At 60.1% G+C, this 23,284-nt stretch carries 20 protein-coding genes and 3 pseudogenes; 13 read left to right on the forward strand and 10 right to left on the reverse strand.

Going from position 1 to position 23,284, the window contains the following annotated elements; genetic code table 11:
• From AMK00_RS23130 to AMK00_RS23165, 8 genes are all read left to right on the forward strand, one after another.
• Window positions 1–630, forward strand: a complete 630-nt coding sequence (locus AMK00_RS23130) for a hypothetical protein (RefSeq protein ID WP_049731155.1) — start codon at window positions 1–3, stop codon at window positions 628–630.
• Window positions 627–1,190, forward strand: a complete 564-nt coding sequence (gene sctL, locus AMK00_RS23135) for a type III secretion system stator protein SctL (RefSeq protein ID WP_004672586.1) — start codon at window positions 627–629, stop codon at window positions 1,188–1,190. The genes AMK00_RS23130 and sctL overlap by 4 nt, the downstream gene beginning before the upstream one ends.
• On the forward strand, window positions 1,183–2,502 hold the full coding sequence (locus tag AMK00_RS23140) for a FliI/YscN family ATPase (protein WP_029875511.1): 1,320 nt from the start codon (window positions 1,183–1,185) through the stop codon (window positions 2,500–2,502). The genes sctL and AMK00_RS23140 overlap by 8 nt, the downstream gene beginning before the upstream one ends.
• On the forward strand, window positions 2,499–3,518 hold the full coding sequence (sctQ, locus tag AMK00_RS23145) for a type III secretion system cytoplasmic ring protein SctQ (protein WP_064811961.1): 1,020 nt from the start codon (window positions 2,499–2,501) through the stop codon (window positions 3,516–3,518). Before AMK00_RS23140 ends, sctQ begins: the two co-directional genes overlap by 4 nt.
• Window positions 3,518–4,171: a type III secretion system export apparatus subunit SctR gene (gene sctR, locus AMK00_RS23150; protein WP_064811962.1), complete on the forward strand. Its 654-nt coding sequence runs from the start codon at window positions 3,518–3,520 to the stop codon at window positions 4,169–4,171. The genes sctQ and sctR overlap by 1 nt, the downstream gene beginning before the upstream one ends.
• 65 nt (window positions 4,172–4,236) lie before the next feature.
• Window positions 4,237–4,506 carry a flagellar biosynthetic protein FliQ gene (locus AMK00_RS23155; RefSeq protein WP_004672590.1) on the forward strand — a complete coding sequence of 90 codons (270 nt, stop codon included), beginning with the start codon at window positions 4,237–4,239 and terminating at the stop codon, window positions 4,504–4,506.
• Window positions 4,507–4,516: 10 nt separating this feature from the next.
• Entirely contained in the window at window positions 4,517–5,326 is an 810-nt protein-coding gene (locus tag AMK00_RS23160; RefSeq protein ID WP_004672591.1) for an EscT/YscT/HrcT family type III secretion system export apparatus protein, read from the forward strand.
• Window positions 5,313–6,110: an EscU/YscU/HrcU family type III secretion system export apparatus switch protein gene (locus AMK00_RS23165; protein ID WP_064811963.1), complete on the forward strand. Its 798-nt coding sequence runs from the start codon at window positions 5,313–5,315 to the stop codon at window positions 6,108–6,110. Before AMK00_RS23160 ends, AMK00_RS23165 begins: the two co-directional genes overlap by 14 nt.
• 60 nt (window positions 6,111–6,170) lie before the next feature.
• Here the strand turns inward: AMK00_RS23165 and AMK00_RS23170 are convergent, their stop codons facing one another.
• From AMK00_RS23170 to AMK00_RS32695, 4 genes are all read right to left on the reverse strand, one after another.
• Window positions 6,171–7,085 carry a pectate lyase gene (locus AMK00_RS23170; RefSeq protein WP_064811964.1) on the reverse strand — a complete coding sequence of 305 codons (915 nt, stop codon included), beginning with the start codon at window positions 7,083–7,085 and terminating at the stop codon, window positions 6,171–6,173.
• A 42-nt stretch (window positions 7,086–7,127) separates the two neighbouring features.
• Window positions 7,128–9,059 carry a flagellar biosynthesis protein FlhA gene (locus AMK00_RS23175; protein ID WP_064811965.1) on the reverse strand — a complete coding sequence of 644 codons (1,932 nt, stop codon included), beginning with the start codon at window positions 9,057–9,059 and terminating at the stop codon, window positions 7,128–7,130.
• Between the two features lie 23 nt (window positions 9,060–9,082).
• On the reverse strand, window positions 9,083–9,970 hold the full coding sequence (locus tag AMK00_RS23180; protein ID WP_237350506.1) for a SctD/MshK family protein: 888 nt from the start codon (window positions 9,968–9,970) through the stop codon (window positions 9,083–9,085).
• Window positions 9,971–10,139: 169 nt separating this feature from the next.
• Window positions 10,140–10,298, reverse strand: coding sequence for a hypothetical protein (locus AMK00_RS32695; protein ID WP_004672595.1), 159 nt, complete (start codon window positions 10,296–10,298; stop codon window positions 10,140–10,142).
• A gap of 254 nt (window positions 10,299–10,552) precedes the next feature.
• Between AMK00_RS32695 and AMK00_RS23185 the strand changes: the two genes are divergently transcribed.
• Together AMK00_RS23185 and AMK00_RS23190 are read left to right on the forward strand one after the other, a co-directional pair.
• Window positions 10,553–11,101 (forward strand): hypothetical protein, encoded by a 549-nt coding sequence (locus tag AMK00_RS23185; RefSeq protein ID WP_064811967.1) that lies wholly within the window; start codon window positions 10,553–10,555, stop codon window positions 11,099–11,101.
• Window positions 11,102–11,110: 9 nt separating this feature from the next.
• Window positions 11,111–11,524 carry a hypothetical protein gene (locus tag AMK00_RS23190; protein ID WP_064811968.1) on the forward strand — a complete coding sequence of 138 codons (414 nt, stop codon included), beginning with the start codon at window positions 11,111–11,113 and terminating at the stop codon, window positions 11,522–11,524.
• 4 nt (window positions 11,525–11,528) lie between these two features.
• On the opposite strand, the gene AMK00_RS23195 is transcribed toward AMK00_RS23190, so the two are convergent.
• Window positions 11,529–12,026: a helix-turn-helix domain-containing protein gene (locus AMK00_RS23195; RefSeq protein ID WP_064811969.1), complete on the reverse strand. Its 498-nt coding sequence runs from the start codon at window positions 12,024–12,026 to the stop codon at window positions 11,529–11,531.
• Between the two features lie 1,425 nt (window positions 12,027–13,451).
• Here AMK00_RS23195 and AMK00_RS33605 point away from each other — a divergent pair.
• Window positions 13,452–13,799 (forward strand): annotated as a pseudogene (locus AMK00_RS33605) (DUF4334 domain-containing protein); the annotation flags it as partial.
• A gap of 270 nt (window positions 13,800–14,069) precedes the next feature.
• Here AMK00_RS33605 and AMK00_RS23210 read toward each other — a convergent pair.
• The 5 genes and pseudogenes from AMK00_RS23210 to AMK00_RS23230 form a co-directional block, all read right to left on the reverse strand.
• The gene (locus AMK00_RS23210) at window positions 14,070–14,819 is read right to left on the reverse strand and encodes a hypothetical protein (RefSeq protein ID WP_004675991.1); all 750 of its coding nucleotides are present in this window, start codon (window positions 14,817–14,819) and stop codon (window positions 14,070–14,072) included.
• A gap of 158 nt (window positions 14,820–14,977) precedes the next feature.
• A complete protein-coding gene (locus AMK00_RS23215; RefSeq protein ID WP_004675992.1) occupies window positions 14,978–16,078 on the reverse strand; it encodes a cysteine protease StiP domain-containing protein in 1,101 nt (366 codons plus the stop codon).
• 114 nt (window positions 16,079–16,192) lie between these two features.
• Window positions 16,193–17,326, reverse strand: a complete 1,134-nt coding sequence (locus tag AMK00_RS23220) for a phosphoribosyltransferase domain-containing protein (protein WP_237350507.1) — start codon at window positions 17,324–17,326, stop codon at window positions 16,193–16,195.
• Between the two features lie 877 nt (window positions 17,327–18,203).
• A pseudogene (locus AMK00_RS33185) lies at window positions 18,204–18,328 on the reverse strand (IS481 family transposase); the annotation flags it as partial.
• A gap of 102 nt (window positions 18,329–18,430) precedes the next feature.
• Window positions 18,431–19,533, reverse strand: a protein-coding gene (locus tag AMK00_RS23230; RefSeq protein WP_085994809.1) for an IS3-like element ISRel21 family transposase whose coding sequence is annotated in 2 segments (ribosomal slippage) — window positions 18,431–19,272 and window positions 19,272–19,533 — 1,104 coding nt in all. Because the reading frame shifts where the segments join, the coding sequence is not laid out codon by codon here.
• A gap of 288 nt (window positions 19,534–19,821) precedes the next feature.
• Here AMK00_RS23230 and AMK00_RS23240 point away from each other — a divergent pair.
• Together AMK00_RS23240 and AMK00_RS23245 are read left to right on the forward strand one after the other, a co-directional pair.
• Window positions 19,822–20,974, forward strand: a pseudogene (locus AMK00_RS23240) (IS256 family transposase).
• A gap of 767 nt (window positions 20,975–21,741) precedes the next feature.
• Window positions 21,742–23,253, forward strand: a complete 1,512-nt coding sequence (locus AMK00_RS23245) for a tyrosinase family protein (RefSeq protein ID WP_029875549.1) — start codon at window positions 21,742–21,744, stop codon at window positions 23,251–23,253.
• Window positions 23,254–23,284: the final 31 nt, after the last annotated feature.

Below are 23,284 nucleotides of genomic sequence, written 5' to 3' on the forward strand. Positions count from 1 at the left end.
ATGCGCACGCCGCGTTCGGACGGCGAGGCGATCTCGGATGCGGCGAGGATCCGCAGGGCAGCGCTGCTTTCCGCGGATATGCTGACGGCCGCCCGATGGGATGGGACCGCGCCGCTCCTTGCCGATGGGTCTACCCTGTCGCGGCGGCTGCACCGGCGGCTTTTCACGGAGATCGCAGAAGCCCATGGCGACCCCGCCACATTTGCCGACGGCGCCCGCCGCCTGATTTCCATGGACGCGGACGGACTCGCAAAGGCCGCGTTCCGGGCGGGCTTCGCCTATCATCTCGCAGCCTTCTGCCCCGCGGTCGATCGCCCGACCCTTGCGAGGCTCAGGGCCGCCTACGGCGAGGAAGCGGTCGCATTCGCCCTCGGCCACATCAATCTTTCCACGGCAACGCCGCCGCTTGATCTGTTGAGCGAGCAGGCAAGGCATGTCGTCGAGGCCGATGGCTGGTCGATGCTGGCGCTTCTGGCAGACGAATATCGGATCTCTGCGGCATGGCGGTGGGCGGGCTGGCGCGACATGGCCGAAAACGGCTCGGCTTCCCTGTTGAAGAGCCCGGCGCTCGTTCTGGCGACGGCCGCCGTCGACGAGGTCGCCTCCACACAGGAAGGCGCCGGACGATGAGCTCGGGATTTGCACGCCACGACCGCATCATTCCGGCGGAAAACTTCGGCCAGATCAGGGAGGCGGCGCAAATTCTGGCGGCTGCCCGCCAGGACGCCGCCCAATCCCAGGCCACACTTGCAGCCGCCAGCGAGCAGGCCGCCCAAAACGGCTATCGCGACGGGTTCGAACAGGGCGTTCGTGATGCCGCCGCACGGCTTGCCGCCTCGCTCGGAAAAGCCGAACAGGAGATTGCCAATCTCGACAGCTGGGTCGAGGCGGTGGTTCTGAAATCGGTCGGATTGATCCTCGGATCGATGGAGGCCGACGAACGCACCAGGCGATTGGTCCGCCACGCCATATCCCAGACCGCAGAGGCCCAGGAGATCGCCCTCCATGTCGCCCCCGAGGATGCCGCCATGATCGCCCAGGCAATTGCGGATATCGATCATCGCATCACTATCGAAACGGATCCGCTGATGTCTGCCGGCGAGATCGTCCTGGAGACATCGGCGGGACGAAGCCAGATCGGCTTGAAAGACCAGCTCGCCACCGTAATCGAGGCCCTCGTCCATGGCTGACGCATTGCTTCGCATGGAGCGGACGCTCGAACAGACGGACGTGCGACGGCAGAGCGGCCGCGTGACGAGTGTTTCGGGCCTGCTGGTGCGGGCGCTCATCCCCTCGGTTCGGATCGGCGAGCTCTGCGAACTGCATGAGCCGGGCAGGGGCCGCATCGGCCTCGCCGATGTCGTCGGTATCGACGGCGAGACGGCACTTCTCTCGCTTCACGGCGAAACCCGCGGCATCTCCCAGCGCACGGAAATCGTCCCGACCGGCCGGGAGCCGGCGATCTCTGTCGGCAACTTCCTGCTCGGCGCGATCGTCGATGCGCACGGCAACGTCCTGCGTCCCTCCGCCAATCCGGCCGGCGAGGACGCGCGTTTCCTGCAGCCGCTCTACGGCCAGCCGGTCAACCCCTTGTCGCGCCGTCCCATCCGCCAGCCGTTCACCTCGGGAATTGCCGCCCTGGACGGATTGCTGACCTGCGGGCAGGGCCAGCGCATCGGTATTTTCGGCGCGCCTGGCGCCGGCAAGTCGACGCTGGTGTCCCAGATCGTCGCCAACAACAAGGCCGATGTGATCGTCTGCGCCCTGGTGGGCGAACGCGGACGCGAGGTCGGCGAATTCGTTGCCGGCAACATGCCGGAAGGCGTCCCCTCGAATGTGACGCTGGTTGTCGCCACATCCGACCGCCCGGCGCTGGAGCGGTTCAAGGCGGTGATGACGGCAACGGCGATCGCCGAATATTTTCGCGAGCAGGGAAAACACGTGCTGCTCGTCATCGACAGCGTCACCCGCATGGCCCGCGCCTTGCGCGAAGTGGGGCTTGCCGCCGGCGAACCGCCGGTGCGGCGCGGCTTTCCGCCTTCCGTATTCGCCGTCCTGCCGCAAATCTTCGAGCGTGCCGGCAACAGCGCAAACGGCATGATGACGGCTTTCTATACGGTGCTCGTCGAAGGCGAAGAGCAAGACGATCCGATTGCCGAAGAAACCAGATCGCTGCTGGACGGCCATATCGTGCTCTCCGACAAGATTGCCAAGGCAGGCAATTTTCCGGCGATCGATGTGCTGGCCAGCCGAAGCCGGACGATGAGCGCAGTGGTGAGCGAGAGCCATCGCCAGGCAGCCGACAGGCTGCGCGCCCTGCTTGCCCTCTATGACGAGGTGGAACTGCTGATCCGCGTCGGCGAATATCGCCAGGGGCGCGACGCCGCCGTCGACGAGGCCGTCGCCAAACACGGGCTCATCCAGCGCTTCCTGTTTGACGGCCAGGGCAAGCCGCAGCCGTTCGGCGCGATCGTCGAAGCGCTCGAGGAGCTTGTCCGATGAATATCGCCGCGCCCGCATGGCCCCGCTCATCGATGGCCGGGAGCTTCTTTTCCCGTTCCGGCACGACGATGCGCGCCGCCTGGCAAATTCCGGTCCGGGAGCAGACGCTTTCCGTTCGCCCGCTGTCCCCCGATATCGCAGCCGCGCGGATTGCCGATCCAGTCGGCATTCTCTGCCGCATCGGCGAACGGGAGCAGATGCTGATTGCGTCGGCCGGCGCATTGCGGTTGCTGGCCGAAAGGCTTGAACCGCTGCTCCTCTGGGAAAAACTGTCGCCGCATGAACAGGCGGCGGTGGTCGAACATCAGTTCGTCGAGGCCTTCGAGGCAATCGAGAACAAGATCGGCATCAGCCTGTCGCTGCTGCAGATCGGTGCAGAGCCGCAGCCGGATTCCAGCGGCAATTTCGGCTTCGAAATCGGCTGGAGCGGCATGAGCCTGCCCTTGAGCGGCCGTTTCGATGAAACCTTCCTTGCCGGCCTCGTCGGCTGGGCAAGCCGCCTGCCGCGCCGCACGCTCAATGCCCTGACGACGGCGGTCAACATCCGGCGCGGTTATGCCGTGCTGTCGCTCGGTGAGATCAAATCCCTGCGATTGGGGGACGGCATCGTCATCGATGGGGGGGCAGCGGAGACCGTGGTCGCGATCACCGGTGAACGTTACCTTGCAACCTGCATGCGCTCGGACAAAGGCGCGGTCCTCACCGAGCCGCTCCTGTCGACGCCAACCGGACCAATGAGGCATTTCATGACGAATGAAACCGTCGATCAGGAATTGCAGGGCGAGCCGCGTCCGTCGCCTGTCGACAGCATCCCGATCAAGCTGGTCTTCGATGCAGGACGGCTGGAACTGCCGCTGCGCACACTCGAGACGATCGGCGAAGGCTATGTGTTCAACCTCGACAGGCCATTATCGGACGCCGTCGATATCATCGCCCAGGGCCGCATTATCGGACGAGGCGAAATCATTTCCGTGGATGGGTTGAGCGCCGTTCGCGTCACGGCGCTGCACGACTGATGGAACAGAGCTTTCCTCTTGCCCAGAGCCTTGTGGCGATGGCGGCGATCTCGATGCTGCCGGTCATTGCCGTGATCGCAACCTCCTTCACCAAGATTTCAGTCGTCCTGCTGATCGTGCGCAATGCGATCGGCATCCAGCAGACGCCGCCGAATCTCCTGGTCTTTGCGATTGCCATCGTGCTCTCGGCCTTCGTGATGAACCCGGTGCTGCAAAACAGCTGGCAATTGCTGCTCGCCCATAGCGGCGATTTCGGCACGGTCAGCGGCATGGCGGACGGCATGAGCAAGGTGGCGGCGCCGCTGAAGGATTTCATGCTGAAATTTTCCGACGCCGAGGTGCGCGACTTTTTCGTCCAAGCATCGCAGAAGATCTGGGCAAACGCGCCGGCAACCCCCATTGCCTCCGACGACATAACTGTGCTGACGCCGAGCTTCCTCGTTTCGGAACTGACGCGGGCCTTTGAAATCGGATTTCTGATTTATCTGCCCTTTCTGATGATCGACTTCGCCGTCTCCGCCATTCTGGTGGCGCTCGGCATGCAGATGATGTCCCCGACCGTGGTGTCGACACCGCTGAAGCTGCTGCTGTTCGTCTCGATCGACGGCTGGCGGCGATTGCTGGAAGGTCTGGTGCTGTCCTATGCGCAGTGAGCATCCCCCCTTCACGAAAGCCCTGGATCGGGTGTCTGCCGCGCCCACGCGAAAGGCCTGCCGTCATGGGTGAAGACCAGGTCGCAGCCGAAATCGGCATGTCCGTCATGGCGACCTTCGCCTTGGCCGGCCCCATTCTGGGCTTGGCCGCGCTTCTCGGGCTGATCATCGCCATTTTCCAGGCTGCAACGCAAATCCAGGAACAGACCATCGCGCAGATCGTCAAGATTTTCGTGATCTCCATCACCCTGCTGCTGTTCGGCCGGGTGCTGGCAACGCCGCTGATCGAACATTCCGTTCATATCCTGAACGACTTCCCGACCATGGTTCAGTGAGGCGGGGCGGATGGGGCCGGATCATCTTCCGCTCGTCGGCATCGAGGTCGCGGCACCGGCCGCAGCCATGCTCGGCGCCGCCCGCGCGCTCGGGATCCTGCTGATCTTCCCGATCTTCTCGCTGTTCAGCATCGTCGGCATTCTGCGTTTCGGCCTGGCAATCGGCCTTTCGGCGCCCTCCGTCGCCTTCGCCTATTCGGTGCTGGCTATCGGAGATACGTCCTGGTTCGATCTGGCCGCCCTTTCGATGAAGGAACTTTGCTTCGGGGCGCTCATCGGCATGGGGCTCGGCATTCCCTTCTGGGCGGCCCAGGCGGCGGGCGATATGACCGATGTCTATCGCGGGGCCAATGCCGCCAATCTCTTCGACCAGATCAACGCGCTGGAAACCGCGCCGCTCGGCTCGCTGATGATGTCGATCGCCCTGGTGATTTTCGTCAGCGCCGGCGGCATCATCGATCTGGTCGCGATTTTCTACAAGTCGTTCGAGTTCTGGCCGCTCTTCAAGCTCATGCCCGCCATGCCCGACGATCCGCTCGACATGATCCTCGGTGTATTCGGCCGGCTGTTCAAAGCGGCCGGATTGCTTGCCGCCCCGTTCATGATCGTCACCTGCGCGCTCGAATTGTCGCTGGCCTTCGTTGGCCGCTCGTCGAAACAATTCCCGCTGAACGATAGCCTGCCGGCCATCAAGAACTTCGCGGTCGTGGTCATTCTCGTCATCTACACGGCCTTTATCTCCAGCTATTTCCACGATCTCTGGATCGACGGATTCAACGAGGTGAAAGCCATGCTGGAGGTGACCCATGGCCAAAAATGACGATACCGAGGAAAAAACCCTGCCGCCGAGCCGGGTGAAGCTCGATCGGCTCCGCCGCGAGGGCCAAGTTCCCCGCTCGAAGGAAATCCCGGTTGCGATCTCCGTCCTTGCCATCGCCGTCTACGTCACCTGGGGCTTGCCTGATATCCTCGAGGATTTCACCCGCAGTTTCGATAGCGGCCTGCAGTCCGCCGCGGGGGCCGACCTCTCCGACGCCGTCACTGTCGGCTTGAGCGAAACCGGCGTGGCCCTGCTCGATCTCATCTGGCTGCCGCTTGCCATGGGTCTTGCCGCGACCATCCTGGTGTCGATCCTCGACGGGCAGGGGTTTCCCGTATCGTTCAAACATATGAGCTTCGATTTCACCCGGCTCAATCCGTTCGAGGGCATCAAGAGGCTTTTTTCGCTCGCGAGCATCGCCGAGTTCGTCAAGGGGCTCGTCAAGTTTGTCCTGCTCGCCGCCGCCGGCGGCGGTGCGATCCTCTATTTCCTCAACAGCATCTTCTGGTCGCCTCTTTGCGGAGAAGCATGCACGCTCTCCACGACAGCCCATCTCCTCGGCTCGATCCTCGTCATTGCCGCCGGCATCATGGTGGCGGCGGCGTTTTTCGATATCCGCATTTCGCGCGCGTTGTTCAGGCACGAACACCGCATGACCAAGACCGAAGCGCGGCGCGAATACAAGGATACCCAGGGGGACCCGAAGCTGAAATCGGCGCGCCGGCAGATCGGCGCAGAAATGCGCAGCAGCCCGCCGCGCAGGCAAGGGCCAGGCCGGCAATGAAAAGCGGGAGCTTGAGGCGCCCGCTTTTTCTTCATTTTGTCATCCCGGTGCTCAAGCGTCTCAGACGCCCGACTGGTTGTCACCCACACGCGTCCAGTTCTTCACTTTGTCCAGCGTGATATCGGACAGGAACGTCACGCTGGCAAGCGAGCTATCGGTGCGGAAGACGTTGCTGCCGTTGGAGAACGCCCCGCCATCGATGGTGACGTCGGCGTCGATCTGCTTGCCGCCGTTGGTGCGCACCAGCGTGGTAAAGCCGTCAGCGACGAAATCCTTCAGATAGAACCTCGTGTCGGCATTGATCTGGAAGATCTTGTCGGTCGCGCCCTTGGCGGAGCCACCGATAATAGTGACGTCGCCGGCGCTTTTTACCGTCAGCGCATCCTCGCCGACATTCTGCCAATTGACGTTTTCGAGCGTCGCGCCGCCATAGACGTGAATGCCGTCGGCGCCATTCTCGCCGAGATCGACATTCTTGAGCGTGGCGCCGTTCTTGAGAATGAACAGCGGCGATTGGGTTTCGGACTGGCCGCCATCGCCGAGCTTGGACGAGGCCGTATAGGTCGCGCCCTTGCCGTTGAACACGCCTCCATCCACGACGATCGGCTCCTTGACGACGATGACGCTGCCCTCTTTCGAGAGGTCGGGTTTTTCCGCCGTGGTCTGCAAAGTCGTGGCGTGTTTCTCGTCGGATGGATCCACCTTCTTGGAGTCTGACTGCCAGTTGATGTGTTTGCGCAACACATCCTTGGGGTCGGAATCCATGCCGTTTTCCGACGTTTCCCGCGAGTTCGGCACATAGGATGCCAGCATCGGCGGGTTGCCGGAGAAATCTTCGAAGGGCGAGACCTTGCGGGTTCGGATGGCGGTGAAATCCGTGTCGGTCCTATTGCTGCCGCCAAGGCAACCGGACTCAAGGTCGAAACGGGAGGTTCTGTCGAAGTCTATGGGCCTTTGTCCATCTACGCCACACATTGCATTCATCCCCAGTTGGTCTCGTCTACTTCACTTGCTCTATCAGCCCGGCCTCTGTTTGGAGCCCGCAGCGTTCCGGATTTGCCCGATCTCTCCGATGGTTTCGATCGTTATATCCCTGTCGATCTCCTCCGCCGCCAGCACTGGAATGCGGCAGTTGTGGTGGATCATCAGCGTCTGGGTGAGCAGGCGCCATTCGCCCGGCACGATGATGACGGGATCGTATCCCCGCTCGTTGGCGTCCTCGAGAGCCTGTCTGGCTTTCTCGGCCAGCAGGCGCAGTCTTTCGGCTATCTCGATCTTCTCGGTCGCTCCAGCGGCGTCATAGGACCGGATGAAGTGGTTCCATTCGGCGGGAAGCACCAGCGCCGGCAGCAATCCGCGCCGGTCGAGAAGCCCGAAGGCGATCTGCTTGACCAGCGCGGCGCGCGCCATTTCGGCCAGGGCATCCGGCGCGTGATCGGTGCCGGCGTGCAGCATCACTTCCAGCAGTCCGCGCGGCTGGGAAAGCGTCACGCCGGAATCCAGCATGCGTCTGACGACCGCGACCGTCAGCATCAGCGGCACCTGGGTGGCGACGTCGATCGCCAGTTTGCCGAGACGCGGTTCGAGGCTGCCCAGCCATTGTGCCGCGTCGTCGATGCTGAACAGGGCGCCGATATGGCGGCGGACGATGCGCACGATGTCGTCGGCAATCTGTTCGGCCGTCCGTTCGGGACCGCAGCTGACCAGACCGGCGGGCACGTTTTCGACCTGAAGATGGATCAGATCCTCGGCCATGCGGGGATCGGCGTTGAACGTGGGCACCGTCACGGAGACGCCGACGGCGCGCGCCGCCATGCGGATCCGCCCGTCCAGCATTTCGCCGAGTCGCATCGCCTCAAGCCGCGCCAGCGTTTCCACCGTGACGGTGGCGATGACGGGATCGCCGTATTTCGTCCTGTCGAGCGGATAGGAATTGGCGCTTTCCACGGCATTCGCCGATCCGGCCGCGGCTGGGCCGGCGCGCCGGCGATGCACCATGAAGGCAAGGCCCGCCAGACACAGGCCGATCGCGCCGAGCACGCCTGTGGGAAATCCCGGGACGAAGCCCGCGCAGATCGTCAGCGCCGCCGCAATCGCCAATGCACGGGGCTCCCGAAAGAGTTCACGGCCGATATCGCTGCCGAGACTGCCGTTGCCGTCGTCGGACACGCGGGTCACGACGATACCGGCCGAGACTGCCATCAGAATGGACGGAATCTGCGACACCAGACCGTCGCCGATCGACAACAGCGTATAGAGATGGGCCGCCTCGGCAAAGCTCAGGCCCTTCTGGAAGATACCGATCGCCAGGCCGCCGATGAGATTGACGGCGACGATCACCAATCCTGCGACCGCATCGCCCTTGACGAAGCGCATGGCGCCGTCCATCGCGCCGAAGAACTGGCTCTCCTGTTCGAGACGCGACCGGCGCTTCTGCGCGGCTTCCGTGCTGATATGGCCGTTGCGCAGGTCGCTGTCGATGGCGAGCTGCTTGCCCGGCATGGCGTCGAGCGTGAAACGCGCGCCGACCTCGGCGATGCGCTCGGCGCCCTTCGTCACCACGATGAACTGCACCAGCGCCACGATCAGGAAAATGATCAGCCCGACGACGACATTTCCCGCAACGACGAAATCGCCGAAGGCCATGATGATCTCGCCGGCATCGGCGTCCGCCAGCACGAGCCGGGTCGAGGAAATCGTCAAGGCCAGGCGGAACAGCGTGCCGATCAGAATGACCGCGGGAAAGGTCGAAATTTCGAGGACGCTCTTCAGATAGGTCGTGGTGATCAGCACCACGAAAGCGAAGGAGAGATTGAAAGCGATCAGCACGTCCAGAACGATTTTCGGAAGCGGCAGCACCAGCATCGTCACGACGGAGGCGAAAAAAACCGCAAGCAGCATATCGGTGCGCTGCGCAAGCATGGCGATGGCGGATGACCTTACCTTCATGATCCGGCTTCCGACGCCATCGCCTATTCTTGTTCGCTGCTGGAAATTTCGGCGAGTTTCGGCTCGGCACTGCCGGCGAAGGCGAAATTGACCGTATCGTCCTCACTGTCGCGGGAAACGATCATCTGGTCGTTGCCGATCTCCTTGATCCGCCAGCCGCTCGCAACGACATCGCCTTCCTCGTAGCGGCGGCCGTCGGAGCCGATGATGAACCTGACGGGTGTATAGCCGGCGGCGGCGACGAAGCCGTCGAGACCGGAAGAGAGGGTCGTGAGATCGACGATGGAAACGGAACCGCGCCGGCTCATCGAGGCGATGATGCTGCGCAGCTTGGTCTTGTCGGGCAGGCCGAGAGGCCGCGATCCTTCGCCGATGCGAATTTCGTCGGCGGTGGCGACGATGCTCAGATCTTGGGGAAGCTGAGCCATACGAATGACCTGACGGATTTCGGCAGCAATTGCCGCCGATGACGGCGCCGGTTCCGGCGCGGCGGAAACCCTGACGAGCGGGGCTTCGTGAGCCGGCGCATCGCTGTTGTAAAGCCCGGCCAGCAAAAGCAACGCCGCCAGCCCGAGAAGGCCGGCAGCCGCAATCCGGCGTGGCGCGAACCGCACGCGCCCGGCGCCGAGAGCTTCGAGTTCGCAGGCCGTGCCGTCGAAGGAGATGGTCTGCCTCTTCGTAAGGGTCATCGTCCGATCGCGTGGGATGGAACGACCGTCGATCACGACGTCATCCCGCAGCGCGGTCAACGACACCGTGTCGGAGCCGCGGGAGCGCTGCAAACTGATGGCAAAGGCGGGTTCTGGTTTGGCGCCGAGGATGATCAGGTCGCAATCGGCGCTGCCGCCGACCACCTGCCGCTCCGCCGTCAACGGCAGAATGGAGCTGCGCCCGGCACGCGTGATGCGCAAGACCGGTCCGCCGCTGCCTGACGCAGCGTTGCCGGCGTTACCTCTGAATGTCGGCGAAGAGGAATCTAGATCCATAACCATCTTGTTCCCGAACCGTCCGTCGAGCGGCTTTTATTGTCTTCGAGAGCGGGGAAGCGAGACGGGCGAACCCGTCTCGCCATTGTTTCAATCAGCCTGGGCCGATCTTCTTGATGGCGTTTGCGACGCCGTTGATCTTGGTGATTTCGGTTGCAACCTTCAGGCTCTGCTCGGTCGCTTCGTTCTGGGCCGACTTGAAGGCGGAAATCGCCGAGCCGATGCCCGCATCAAGTGTCGAAGTACTAGCCATGTCTTGAACTCCTTGCATGGTTTTGGCGGCCAGAGCCTTGCAGAATTCAAGATCGAATTCAATAGCTTATGTTAAAAAGTTATTAATTCGCGATATGTACAACAAATGCGCGAAATGGATATCCGTCCTGTTCCCAGCGGACCGATCATCTGCAACAGTAGATCAGATAATTATTAATAGATTGGATTTCGCAGCCCCTGCCTTCCTTCGTTCATTAGTTGTCGGGCGATATCCGGATCGTGAGGTAAACTCAGATGTTTGCGCGTTTTGTTTACATGGCCGCTATCGGACTGCTGGCCTCCTTTCCTCCACCGGCCGGCGCCAGCGAGCGGGAGGTGCGCCTGGATGTCGTCTCCCTGCCGCTTGGCGATGTCGTCCAGACGCTGTCCTTCATGTCCGGCATCCCGGTCACAACAGTCGGGACGCTGAGCGGCAATGTCGAGCATTGGTCCGTTCGGGAAAGCGGAGCCAAGGCCTTCGTCAAGCTTGGCGATGCCAGCAATCTCTTCGTCGCCTATGACGGCAGCCGCATCATCATCGCGCCGAAGCAGGAGGTCTCCACCGTTGTCCTCGATCGTGGCGGCCGCAGCTGGAAGACCGAGCAAAACGCCATTCGCGCGCTGTTTCCGCTGCTGCCGGACGATGCGCTGCGTGAAGATCCCGCCAGCGGCTTGGTGCTGGTGCGCGGGCCCGCCGTCTTCACCAAGGCCGTCGAAGACGTGCTGAGCCGGCAGCAAGCCGACAGCATCAAGGTCATCAAGGGCGGCCAGCTGGAAGTCCTGACGACGAACAACGGTGCCTGAGCGGCTGATATGAAGGCGCTGAAGTCTCTCAGGCAGTTGCTGCAGATCCGCAGCCTGCGGGCGGACAATCTTTCCCGCAGCCTCTCTGAGGCGCGGGCGGACGCCGAAAACGCGCGGGAGCGGGAAACGAAAGCCTCCGAAGCGCTCGACATCGCGGCAAGCCTGGCCGCCGGCAATCCTGTCGTCGACGCATTGCGCAAGAGCGGCGTTAACTCCGCCGCCGAGCTTCAGGACGCGCTGATGCGACAATCCGTTTTGCGCAGCCATGAAGCCGATGCCGGCCTATCGCTTGCGCAGCGCAAAGCCGCCCGGCGCGCCGCGCAAGAGCGGGCAGACCACGTCGCCGCCGATTTTTCGCGAGCACAGAAGGCGGTATTGCGCACCGAATTTTCGCTTGAAGCAGCGGAGAAAATCGACCGGTAGGGAGCTAAGAACCAGCAGATGAACCAACCGGCTTCTGTTCTTCCATCTCTTCATCGACAATCGAGCTGACGAGGGCAACGACCCGGCTGCGCACACGCGGAGAAAGGAGCAAAACGTCGTCTATCAGACGCCGTCCCTCCGCCGTGGAAATGTAGGCAATCTTCTCATCGATCTCTGTTATGAATTGCTGGCCCTGAGTGGTTTCGGGATCTGGAAGGCCTTCGAAAAACCTCGAAACCGGGATCTTGAGGCAATTGGCAAGCTCGTAGAGCATCGAAGCGCTGACGCGGTTCTTACCGCTTTCATATTTTTGTACCTGCTGCAAACTCACCCCGATGCCGGCGCCGAGATCCCCTAGGGAGACATTCGACTGCATTCGGCGGATACGGATTTGCTGTCCGACATGCCGATCGACTGGATGTACCGACTCGCGTGCAACATCCGACTGTTTGGCTTGCGCAGGTCTCGAAGTCCGAACCTGGGCTGCTACATAGCGCTTCATGGTGGTCACCCCGATGGAGAGTTTCACGCGGTGCGCCCCCGCTGAAAACTCGCTCAACCCACTGATCGGGGAGTTAGAACACCGTGCTAGACGGTCCTGTGGCCTTTAGTTCCGAGGAACCTGGACATACGCCACAGGCTCCTCGACCGAAGGTCAAGGAGTGTGGTGCCGAATCGGCCGACACCAACCGCTAACAGGGGGTTCTAATCCCCAAGGCAGCGCGTACTGCCTCGCTGCGAAACCTAGTTGAAATCCGCCCGCCGCGCAACCGAATTCTTTACAAGATTCAATAGCTTCGCTTTACGCTCGGACACTTGCCTCAAAAGCGAGAGGTCACGCTTCGGGCGGTAAAGTGGTCAGAAAACCAAAGGAGGTGCGATCAGCGGAACGCCCATTGCGAGGATTGTCTGCCCACTCTCCCGGAAGAGATGACGATGACACCTGGGAGAGCGCGGACGTCGTGGCGATCGAGGAGACGGACGATACCGTCACCGTACTTCTCTGGCATCTGAAATACTCGCAGGCAGTAATGGGGCGCCGGGCGGACGATCTTTACCTCGTTTGCGGTCAAGCACAGAAGGGGGTGAAGGGGACATGGAGCTTGAAGAACCTCATCAACCACCTGACCGTGAGAGAAACATCACATCTTAAGGGCCGGGCCCGTTTCATTCGAGGCAGCCTGAATGACTTGGCCACGCTTCGAAAGGCTGCCCGACGCAAGTTCATCGAGTACCGGATCGGGATTGTACAGCCGGGTCTTAACGGTGAAAACATACCCGCAGAACATCTTGCGCTTCTGGGAGCGACTGCCACTTCATACTGTCTGTCACCGGGTGTCCCCTAATGACTGTCGCGAACCGCACCGATCCAGCTTAGCTGCCGGCCACCGTCTCCAGCGGCGCTACTTTCCATGACGGCAGGGCCGCCGCGAACTGTCACGGCCTTCTTGGGGCTTTCGATATCGAAATTGACGTTGTAGCGGTTCCACTCTGTAACAGCGGCAGAGCCGCCGACAAAATCAGGGGTAGGAATGCTCGATGTCCTGCCGATTGTTGCGGCGGGTGCATAGCTGCAGTGCAACATAGACGCTGGCTTCATGGCGCTGGCCCGAGTATTGCTATTTTCATCGAAGCGATGCTTCCTCCCGCAACGCTTCGAAGTTTAGACGGCCCACTCCTCCTCCCAAAGGGACGTCTGTGGGAACAGCGGCACTCCTCCTCCCAGGTCGCCGTTCGGTTCTTTTAGGAAAGCCTGCCGCACCTCCTCCCGCGGCAGGCTTTTCTATTTCGGGGCGATGGGCCGTCAGAGCCCGAGATCAAGTTGGGACTGGGGTCGTGCATTGCCGATCGGAGGTCGTCAGCGTTGAAAGCGTGACGCCGAGCAGCCGCACTGGCCGCTTGAATGGATAGACAGTCGCCAATCGACGGGGCATCGTTCGATGGTGTGCTCGAAGATCTTGGCTGGTTCGGCAAACGGTTCACGCCGGACATGCGCGCCGATGTGCTGCTGTTTCGAGCGGGAGACCGGCGGCTGGTTGCCGTGGATCCCAAATGGATCCCGCTTCGGCTAACGTTGCGTTTTTATAAGATCGACAGGACGCGTGTGGCAAGCAACCAAGTTTTCCTATCTCCAGCGCCGGCTGCGGGCGAGGGCCCGGTCGCGTCTTTGAAGGCCATGATGTTCGGCTGCGTCAAGAGCGCGGCCATGGTCTATGACGATCAACCCATCGTCGACCATTTCCGGCGGATCGACGCCGAGAGGATCATGGGCGCGAAATTTCGCTCTGCGCAAGTAAGGCACGAACCGTCGAGACGGCAGTTCCTAATGAGCTCATCGAAAGGTCATATCATGCTGAAATACAAGCTCTACGTACTCGTGGTAAAAGCCGACGGGAATCTCGCGATCCTCGCCGCGCTTGCCATGGTTCTTACCGCGATATGGCGCGGCGTTTTACCCATAGGAAGTTTCTACTGAAAGACTGGAGGTGCAGGATCATTCCTGCACCCTCCTCACATATCACCACGTTCGCAGTACGCGTGTCACCTATCTCTCACGCGCAACAGCGGAAACGACAAGGTCTGTCATTTGAGAGTTACCCGGAGCGCCCCACCAGTCGCAGAGGGACAGGTAGGAGAAGTCGCTCACACTGTCACCGTAGCCGATCACTGGGCGACCTGGATGCTCCGTCCGAAGCTTTTTGAGCAGAAATTGTGAGGCCACCCGTTTTGAGATCGCAGGCGGAACTAGCGCAAGGTTATTGCCGTTGTGGTGTCGAACCCAACCCCGTTTTTCTCGAATGATCGGCACAATCTCTTCAAGGCGTGAGCCGTCTCCGTCAATCTCTTTGAAGACAACATATGTCGCGAGATCAGCTTCCATCACCGACCAGCACCGGATGTGGACGCCAAGTTCCCTCGCCTTGGTCCTGCCCTCATCGAGGAGCTTATCGAAAAAGCCGGCAAGCGGCCGGAGCTCCCTTGCGACGACCTCATGCCATTCGGCGTCAGGCTTGCCGTCCTTTTTGAGGATGACGGCACCGTTCGATACGATTGAGTAGCTTTCAAACGCGATCGTAACGCGCGAAAGAGCCTCAGAGCCGCGCGCCGTAACCGGGATGGCCTCCGTGGAGACGAGCAGCCACTCGACAAAGGCAGCTTGAATCTTCGTCATATAGGAGTTGCTTCCATTAATGGATTTGGACGCCAATACCAGATCGGCTTCCGCAATCTCCGGTATCTTTTTCTTGGTTTGAAACAAGGTGTCGTCGAGGTCCACCAGAGCAATGGGCTTCATATGCGTACTCCAAAATGCGACTGGTTAAATATCTGATCGATTGCCAGATGTGAGCTTTCGCGGATTCTCCATTGGCAATGAATTTTACGATACGGAATTTGTCACATCTCAGTTTCCTTGACCTGCGCGCCGAGCTCGTAAGTAGACATACGTGGAGATTAGGAGACGTGCCGGATCAGCGTGACGGCGCGGTAGGGGGCGATCTTTCTAGGGGAGACGACATACGGGACGCCTTTGTTGTCGATCAGGTACATGAGGGCCGCGAGTTCTGGATCGGTTGGCGACGAGACGTACACCTTTTCCGGCACACGTCGCAGGATGGCTCTGGTCGCCTCCGCAATGCCCGGCTTTACTCGGTTGATGTTCGTTACGGCGTCCTCCCCCATCACCCAGGCGACGGCAGCGGCGGCGGCATCGCGATGCGCCCGGCGGGTCTCGATACTCCAGACGCTCGGGATTTCGGTTGCAATCACAGTGGAGACATCATTCCACATACCATCCACGAATGATCGGGAAATATCGTGTTCCGCGAGATTATCCCACTGGACGCAGGCGTGGAAGTCACCGGGACCGACGAGGGCAGCGTTGAGGATCGAGCGGCTGATAAGCCCGGATACGGTGCATCCTAGCATTCCGGAGGGAATAAGCCAGTCGTCGCCCGATGCGGCGAGCCATGCGCAGCCGCAGGGGTCGGCCAATACAACTAGCCGCGCAGGCCGGTCTGAGTAGTCCTTGAAGCTCTTTTCGAGTTGGTTCGCAATTGCTCCTTTGCCCGTCCAGCTATCTACGAAGACGATGCTCTCGACAGGACGCCTGGCAAGAATGTGGCGCATAGCCTCGTCGTCAACGCCCTTGTCGCGAATGATCGACAACCCGTAGTGTCCGACGTCCCGGCCGAGTAAGGCGATGGCCCTCTTGAGAAGGATGCCGAAGGGCACGCCGGCGCGGACCAAACTGACAAGGGTAATAGGACCCTCGACCGACTGCACGATCGCGAGGGCGAGGCGTGCCGTCTCGGCGCCCATGCGCGGGCCACCAGTGGCCATGGCCTTAGCAAACAGCTCCATGTATTCGCGGGTCGGGGCCATCTCGGCGGAAATCATTTCCGAGTAATGCCGCCGCCCGGATTGGATGGCCTCTTCCCTCGTGGCCGTGTCAGTAGGCTGAATATCCACTCTCTTGAGAAGGAGCGTCACGTCGTATTCGGCGTAGGAGCCTAGTGTGGCAGGGGAGGCGATGCTGTCATAGGTATCCCCCATGGGAGTGATGTCCTTAGGTAACGCGACAGCAGTGTTGTGTCGCTGTGGACTGGCGGAAATGTCCGATCGAGTGAGCCGATTTCGAAGCGGCAGACCGCATGGCCTAAGGCGGCTTCATTCACCTTCTACGTCTGAAAGGACAATGGGATCGCCCAGTGCGGACATCAGGCTGGCACAGACATTTTCCGGGCCTGTCTCCGAGCAGAGTATAATTTTCGAGTACAGCGCTGGATCGACGTTGTAGAGGTAATGTGGAACCGTTCCGCCGTAGTTGTCGGAGAACGAAAGTACTGAACCGATCGCGTGGCCTTTCGACAGGGGAGAACGCGTCACGGATGAATAGAAAACCTCAGCGCCCTCCTTTTCCAAGCGCTCCGCAAGCAGGAAGGGCTGCCACACGTGTTCGCCCGTTCCGAGTACGAGGGTAATCCCGTCATCGGCAGCGTTTGCATTGAGACCCTGCAAGTGATCGACGACGCCGAGACGCGCCCAGTCTCGAGCGACGTCGGGACAGACCTCGGGCCGCTTAGGACGGTCACAGGAAGGGACCTGCGGAGTAGCTGCCGTGAAATCCCCACGCGGAGTCCAACTGTACCGTCCGGAAACGATAGTAGCCTCACTGACTGTTCCCGTGATCTCCGCGCGGGCAGCGCCTTCTGACCAGTCGGTAAGCGTAAGTAGGACTGTGTGCTTCAGCTTCAAACGAATTTTTGCAGGAAGGGCAGCGAAGATGTTGGCAAATGTCTTACCTGTCGAAGCCTCATCGTCAACGAGTACCAAGCCGGTCGCACCATGAACCAAGTCGCGGAGCCTTGCCTCGCATGGTTCGTGCAGGAGGTGCCGCGGGGCATGGCTATGCTCTTCCTCAAATTCGCACAGCAGCGGCAGTTTAAGATCATGGCGAGTGGAGCAGATATATATTGCATCGCCGCGACCAGTGAGTTCGCGGAACCGCCGATGGACACCCGCACCAAGGCCAATGCCCGCTTCGGCTATTCCGATGAACAAAACCGGACCAGGAATATCGGCAGGAATCTGACGTGCAAGGAGGTCGAATACATTTCCCATGACCGAAGGGCGGATCGGCAGGAATCGACCAAGAACCTTGGAAACAAACAGAAACGAGCGGTTCGGGTTGATTCGCTGCCCGAAGCCGAACATCTCGATGGGGGATACAAGGCTTCGATCCACGTGAACCGAGATAGTGCCGTCGGCGAGTTGCGCAGAGTATGTTGAAGGATTCACCATTGCCAGCTTTCGAAAGTACGGACGTTTACCGTGGAAAAAATCCGTGCCATATGTTTCCGTGACGCCGCACGCTCATTGGCGTCTCGTTGACGAGCAGGGTAGCACTTACCTCTCGAGGCTCAGAGTGCATCCGCGCCACGATATCGCAGGAGAATTCGCCGGCCCTTGGCGCGAAGGCCAGCACGGCCGAGCGCCTCCCTGGTTTCAGCTTCGTTGGGGCTAAATCCCGATCTGAGGCCTTCCTGCCCCGTCGATGCGGCTCGTGACCCATCTCCGACAAAGCGACTGGGGCGATAGAAATAGAGTTTACGTCAGTTCATCCTCGCTCTCTGCGGTGAATCAGTAGCATGAAGTGAAGCAAGGGACGTGCCACTCGGACATGCAGCACGAATGGGAGCTGAATAGGCACCAGAACTCGAATATTGCATTCCAGGTCTCACGCGGCAGATGTCCAGATTGCCGGGAAATTTCGTATTGCATCCATAACGGCTTTGGGCGACGGATTGCGGGACCTGCCATGGCAAGCGCGTGCGGTCGCGAAACCTCAGATGGCGGCGAAGCGCTGCAGTTAAGAGAGATGCTGGAGCGTATATTCGCCTAAACGCTGCTGACGTGGCGGTTGGGCCTTTGAACGGTGGACGAGATCAGCCGGGAAAAAAGGCGTAGCTTCATTGAAATCGGCAGGGTGTACCCCGCCCACTACCGGGGATCAGAGCAGGCCAGCCTTGGCCCCAACCTGCGATGATAGCAGGTGCCTGGGGCACCTCCAGCACGTCGAGGGTTCTGCATCTTCGTGTCAGCCAATAGCCGACAGTTCGCACCACGTTTGTATTCGCTTTGTCTGCTTTACGACAGACTTAAGTCTTGATGCCTGCACTCAGCCGTCGTTGTTCAGTCCCGGCATTTTCATGGAGCGGATCGAGGGTGAAACGTTCAGGCTGCGAAGTCTATGTCTTGCAGACGAACTCGTAGTGTGAGGCCCTTGAGGGTCTTGAGCCTGCGTGACCTGCCACTGAACTTTCATCCAGCGGCGATTAGAGCCTCGGCGGTTTTGAAACGCTCCCAAACGTTGGACCACCGGATGCTAGAGTTTTCCGGCTTCATTCAGGGAGGCGGGCTGGTTGCGCCTCCCGAATTCACCAACGAGATCGGCACCTTGTTGCCGATCGCACCATGAGGTCTTTCCTCATTGTAGTATCTACGCCAATCCTCCATCTTTTCGCGGGCATCCGCAAGGGTCAGGAACCAATGCTGGTTCAGGCATTCTGCACGGAAGCGGCCATTGAACGCTTCGATGAAAGCATTATCAGTCGGCTTGCCGGGGCGTGAGAAGTCCAACGTCACACCCTTGGAATAGGCCCACAGGTCCAAGTCGCGCGACACGAACTCGGTCCCTTGGTCGACACGGATCGTTTTCGGATAGCCGGCTTTTTGGCACACCCGTTCAAGGGTTTGCACAACGTCTTCGCCTCTATAGCTATGACGTGGATCAAGCACCGGCACGTAGCGCGAGAAGGTGTCGACCACCGTCAGCACGCGCAGTTTCTTACCCGTTGCGAGTTGGTCGTGAACGAAGTCCATCGCCCAGACGTCGTTGGGTCCGACGGCCATGTGCCGATCCTCGCGAAGCTTGGCTTTTACCCCCCGCTTCGGTGTCTTGTTCCGCAACTGTAGCCCCAAGTCCCTGTAAATGCGGTAGGTTCGCTTGATGTTGGTGCCCCAACCCTCGCGTTCCAACAGCACATGCACGCGGCGATAGCCGTACCGCACACGGATCTCGCAGATCTCGCGAATACGACGTTCCAGACCGGCCTGATCAGCACGGCGAGAGGTATAGTGGTGAGTTGATCGATCGAAGTTCAACGCTCCACAAGCACGTCGGATCGAGATCGCCCAATCGCAGCACATGCCTTTCACCATCTCCCGCTTCCGAGCAGGCCTTAGAGCTTTCGGCGGATGACATCCTGCAACATCTCGCGGTCCAGCGTCAGATCCGCGACGATCTTCTTCAGGCGCGAATTCTCGTCCTCGAGCTGTTTCAGCCTCTTCATCTCCGGTGGCAGCATGCCCGCGTATTTTTTCTTCCAGTTGAAATAAGTCGCCTGGCTGATCCCCGCCTTCCTGCAGATTTCAGCAACCGACACGCCTTCATCACCTTGCTTCAGAATGAACGCCTTCTGAGCGTCCGAAAACTGCGACGCTTTCATCGTCTTCTGGTCCCTTTCCCAGCCAGGAAAATGCACCGGAAAACTCTAACCAAAATTGGTCCAGTTTGAAGGGTTCAGATCAGTTTTGAATACGCCAAGTGGCGCGGTGTGAGCAACCGGCAACGCGGATCGTGTCCCAGCACCTGGTGTAGGTGACGGTAGGGAGTAAAGCCGAGCGCCCGCGCGCTTCTCGTTGCGCTGTAGCGGGTGATCGGCTTTGCGGGCGGCCATCAGTGTTTTTCCGCTAGGGTCGGGTTGTTCAAGACCAACCTGACGGAAAGATCACCGATGACCAATGACATGATGAACGGGCGCTCCCTTGTTGAGAAGAGTGCCGATGCAGATTTGTTGCGTGAGATGATTGGCTTTGCCGCCGAGCGGCTGATGGAGTTGGAGGTCGGCTCGGCCACGGGTGCTGACTTCGGTGTGAAGAACCCCATGCGGCTCACTCAACGCAATGGCTACCGTGACCGCGATTGGGAGACGCGGGCTGGCACCGTCGAGCTTCGCATTCCGAAGCTGCGCAAAGGCAGCTACTTTCCGAGCTTCCTTGAACCGCGCCGCATGGCAGAGAAAGCTCTGACGGCCGTTATCCAGGAAGCGTATATCCAGGGAATCTCGACTCGTTCTGTCGACGACCTGTGGTGGATGCGACCTATCTCAAGGTCCGGCGTGGCGGCCGCATCGTCTCAGTCGCCGTCATTATCGCGGTCGGCGTCAATAACGACGGTCGGCGCGAGGTCCTGGGTATGGAAGTTGGCACCTCGGAGGCCGAACCGATCTGGACGGAATTCCTGCGCAGGCTAACGCGCCGCGGTCTACGCGGGGTGAAGTTGGTTGTCTCTGATGCACATGAGGGCATCAAGGCTGCCGTTTCCAAGGTTCTCAATGCCACTTGGCAAAGGTGCCGGGTTCACTTCATGAGGAACGTGCTCGCGCATGCTGGAAAGAGCGGCAGGCGGGTCGTATCCGCCTTCATCGCGACGGCCTTTGCCCAGGAGACCCCGGAGGCAGCAAGCCGCACAATGGCGCAGTGTCGCCGATCAAATCAGGCCGAAAGTGCCGAAGCTTGCCACCATCATGGACGACGCTGAAGAGGACGTGCTCGCCTACATGACCTTCCCCAAAGAGCACCGGGCAAAGCTGCACTCGACGAATCCAATTGAGCGTCTCAACGGCGAAATCAAGCGACGCACCGAGGTCGTCGGCATCTTTCCGAACGACGAAGCCATCGTCCGTCTCGTCGGCGCACTGCTGCTCGAACAGAATGACGAATGGGCCGTTCAACGCGCCAAGTATATGACGCTTGAGACCATGGCCCAAATGAGATGAGCCCCAAATCAGCCTGCCCCGCTGTGATGTCGGGTCAGGAAACGAGCGGGACAGCAGGCTAATACACTGCCCGAATTGCCCCGTGTGGACGGCAAGCGTCAAGCCTTGATGCCAAATTCAAACGGATATGAGTGGGGCTTCGCAGCTGCGGCGAGGTCTCGATAGGGTCCGACAGTAAGCCCGAATGAGTGGGCACAATGGGACTGAAAGTGGGATCACTTGGTGAGCCCGTTGTTCCCGCGCGGAGTTCCCGCCGCTATTCTCGCAAATGTCGGACAGCCGCCGCCCTTTGTCGCATTTGTCGAGATCACGACAATCGGTTTGTCCCGCTCTGCTCTACGCACCCGTCAAGCCACGGAGTGGTGCCTGCTTCGCAGCTTTGAATTTGAGAGCGAGCGGGCTACGGCTCCGTCATTGCTGGGGGTCCGATAGGGAAAGCCTGTTCGAGATGCGTGCTTCTCTATCGTCGCACAGGGCGTTTTCAGCATCTTGGGCCCTCTCACCGGTCTGAACAACTGTTTCAGCTTGATCATTTGAGGTTTTCGCAACCGAACGTGCTTGCCGTGGCTGGTCGGCAAGCCGTCGCTCGAACGATCATGGAATGCGATACTAAGTTTTCCGGAATCTGGATTCCAACTGGAATGCAGGAATACGATCGGTAGTAGCGTTTTTAGCTCGCATTTTACGCTGCATTTTCGAGTGGCATGTCGCTTGCTTCATTTCTCGTGCCGCCGATTCACCGAAACTCAGAAAGAGCCAACGCAAGCTCTATGGTGGTGCGAATTGCCCACTGCTCCCGCGCCCAGACGGCGCGGAACCGGCCTAAAAGCGGCATTAATCTTGGCGAAGGACAATTCAAATCCAAGGGAGAGTAAGATGAGCATCACACGCAGACATGTCATCGTTCAGGGTGGCGTCATTGCAGCAGGCCTGCTCGCCAGCGGCCTACCGGGGACAAAAGCCTTCGCGCAGATACCGTCAATCCCTTGGCGGCGCTCACTGCAGGGCTTGGCCTGGAACGACCCGATCATCGAGACCTATCGCGACGCAGTGCGCCTTCTCAACGCCCTTCCCGCCAGCGACAAATTCAACTGGGTCAACCTCTCGAAAATTCACGGCAGCGGTGACGTCGTCAAATACTGCCCGCATGGCAACTGGTATTTCCTGCCGTGGCACAGGGCCTATACGGCTATGTACGAGCGCATCGTTCGGCACGTGACCAAGAACAACGATTTCGCTATGCCGTTCTGGGACTGGACCGACAATCCGTACCTGCCCGAAGTGTTCACAATGCAAAAGACGCCCGACGGCAAGGACAATCCACTTTATGTTTCGTCGCGCACCTGGCCAATCACGCAGCCGATGCCGGACAATATAGTTGGGCCACAGGTTCTCAACACCATCCTAACGGCGAAGCCATACGAGGTCTTCGGCACCACCCGCCCCGAGGGACAGAACTCACTCGATCCTTCCTGGGTCACCACCAGCAGCGGCACGCAGGGGGCGCTGGAATACACACCGCACAATCAGGTGCACAACAATATCGGTGGCTGGATGCCGGAAATGTCGTCGCCCCGCGATCCGATCTTCTTCATGCATCATTGCAACATCGACCGCATCTGGGCGACCTGGAATTTGCGCAACGCCAACAGCACGGATCGACTCTGGGCCGACATGCCGTTCACCGACAATTTCTACGATGTCGACGGCAACTTCTGGTCCCCGAAGGTCTCTGACCTTTATGTTCCAGAGGAACTCGGATACAATTATGGTTTCCGGACCTACTTCAAGGTCGCGGCGGCGAGCGCCAAAACGCTGGCCCTGAACGATAAACTCACGTCCGTGATCGCGGCGACGGCGACCGATGCTGCAATCGCCGGCGTGACGACCACCTCCACGGACAACAGCAAGGCGGCAACGGAAAACGTGCCGCTTTCGCTGCCGATCAAGATCCCGGCGGGCGCATTGCAGGAGATCGTCCGCCAACCGCCTCTGCCATCCGGCATGGATACAATGGATTTCGGCGCGGCACAGGAGCAGGCGGCCTCCGCTCCTCGTGTGCTGGCATTCCTGCGCGATGTCGAGATCACCAGTGCCAGCACGACCAGCGTTCGGGTGTTTCTCGGCAAGAACGACCTTAAGGCCGATACGCCCGTCACCGATCCCCATTACGTCGGTTCTTTCGCCGTTCTCGGTCATGACGGCGACCATCATCGCAAACCATCCTTCGTCCTCGATCTGACGGACGCGATCCAGCGGGTTTACGGCGGAAGGGGGCAGACGGATGGCGAGGCCATCGACCTGCAGCTCATTCCTGTCGGATCGGGAGCGGGCAAACCCGGCGCCGTAGAGCCCGCAAAGCTAGAAATAGCCATAGTGTCCGCCTAACATCCGGACTGGCTGGGTTGTGGAGACATCG

This window comes from Rhizobium sp. N621 (genome assembly GCF_001664325.1).
Taxonomy (GTDB): domain Bacteria; phylum Pseudomonadota; class Alphaproteobacteria; order Rhizobiales; family Rhizobiaceae; genus Rhizobium; species Rhizobium esperanzae.

Coding starts and splice junctions, on each gene's coding strand:
- AMK00_RS23140 (WP_029875511.1), top strand. CDS start 1,183: ATGGCTGACGCATTGCTTCGCATGGAGCGGACGCTCGAACAGACGGAC.
- AMK00_RS23130 (WP_049731155.1), top strand. CDS start 1: ATGCGCACGCCGCGTTCGGACGGCGAGGCGATCTCGGATGCGGCGAGG.
- AMK00_RS23220 (WP_237350507.1), bottom strand. CDS start 17,326: ATGGTGAATCCTTCAACATACTCTGCGCAACTCGCCGACGGCACTATC.
- AMK00_RS23210 (WP_004675991.1), bottom strand. CDS start 14,819: ATGAAGCCCATTGCTCTGGTGGACCTCGACGACACCTTGTTTCAAACC.
- AMK00_RS23155 (WP_004672590.1), top strand. CDS start 4,237: ATGGGTGAAGACCAGGTCGCAGCCGAAATCGGCATGTCCGTCATGGCG.
- AMK00_RS23185 (WP_064811967.1), top strand. CDS start 10,553: ATGTTTGCGCGTTTTGTTTACATGGCCGCTATCGGACTGCTGGCCTCC.
- AMK00_RS23190 (WP_064811968.1), top strand. CDS start 11,111: ATGAAGGCGCTGAAGTCTCTCAGGCAGTTGCTGCAGATCCGCAGCCTG.
- sctQ (WP_064811961.1), top strand. CDS start 2,499: ATGAATATCGCCGCGCCCGCATGGCCCCGCTCATCGATGGCCGGGAGC.
- AMK00_RS23195 (WP_064811969.1), bottom strand. CDS start 12,026: ATGAAGCGCTATGTAGCAGCCCAGGTTCGGACTTCGAGACCTGCGCAA.
- AMK00_RS23175 (WP_064811965.1), bottom strand. CDS start 9,059: ATGAAGGTAAGGTCATCCGCCATCGCCATGCTTGCGCAGCGCACCGAT.
- AMK00_RS23215 (WP_004675992.1), bottom strand. CDS start 16,078: ATGGGGGATACCTATGACAGCATCGCCTCCCCTGCCACACTAGGCTCC.
- sctL (WP_004672586.1), top strand. CDS start 627: ATGAGCTCGGGATTTGCACGCCACGACCGCATCATTCCGGCGGAAAAC.
- AMK00_RS23165 (WP_064811963.1), top strand. CDS start 5,313: ATGGCCAAAAATGACGATACCGAGGAAAAAACCCTGCCGCCGAGCCGG.
- AMK00_RS23170 (WP_064811964.1), bottom strand. CDS start 7,085: ATGTGTGGCGTAGATGGACAAAGGCCCATAGACTTCGACAGAACCTCC.
- AMK00_RS23160 (WP_004672591.1), top strand. CDS start 4,517: ATGGGGCCGGATCATCTTCCGCTCGTCGGCATCGAGGTCGCGGCACCG.
- AMK00_RS32695 (WP_004672595.1), bottom strand. CDS start 10,298: ATGGCTAGTACTTCGACACTTGATGCGGGCATCGGCTCGGCGATTTCC.
- sctR (WP_064811962.1), top strand. CDS start 3,518: ATGGAACAGAGCTTTCCTCTTGCCCAGAGCCTTGTGGCGATGGCGGCG.
- AMK00_RS23245 (WP_029875549.1), top strand. CDS start 21,742: ATGAGCATCACACGCAGACATGTCATCGTTCAGGGTGGCGTCATTGCA.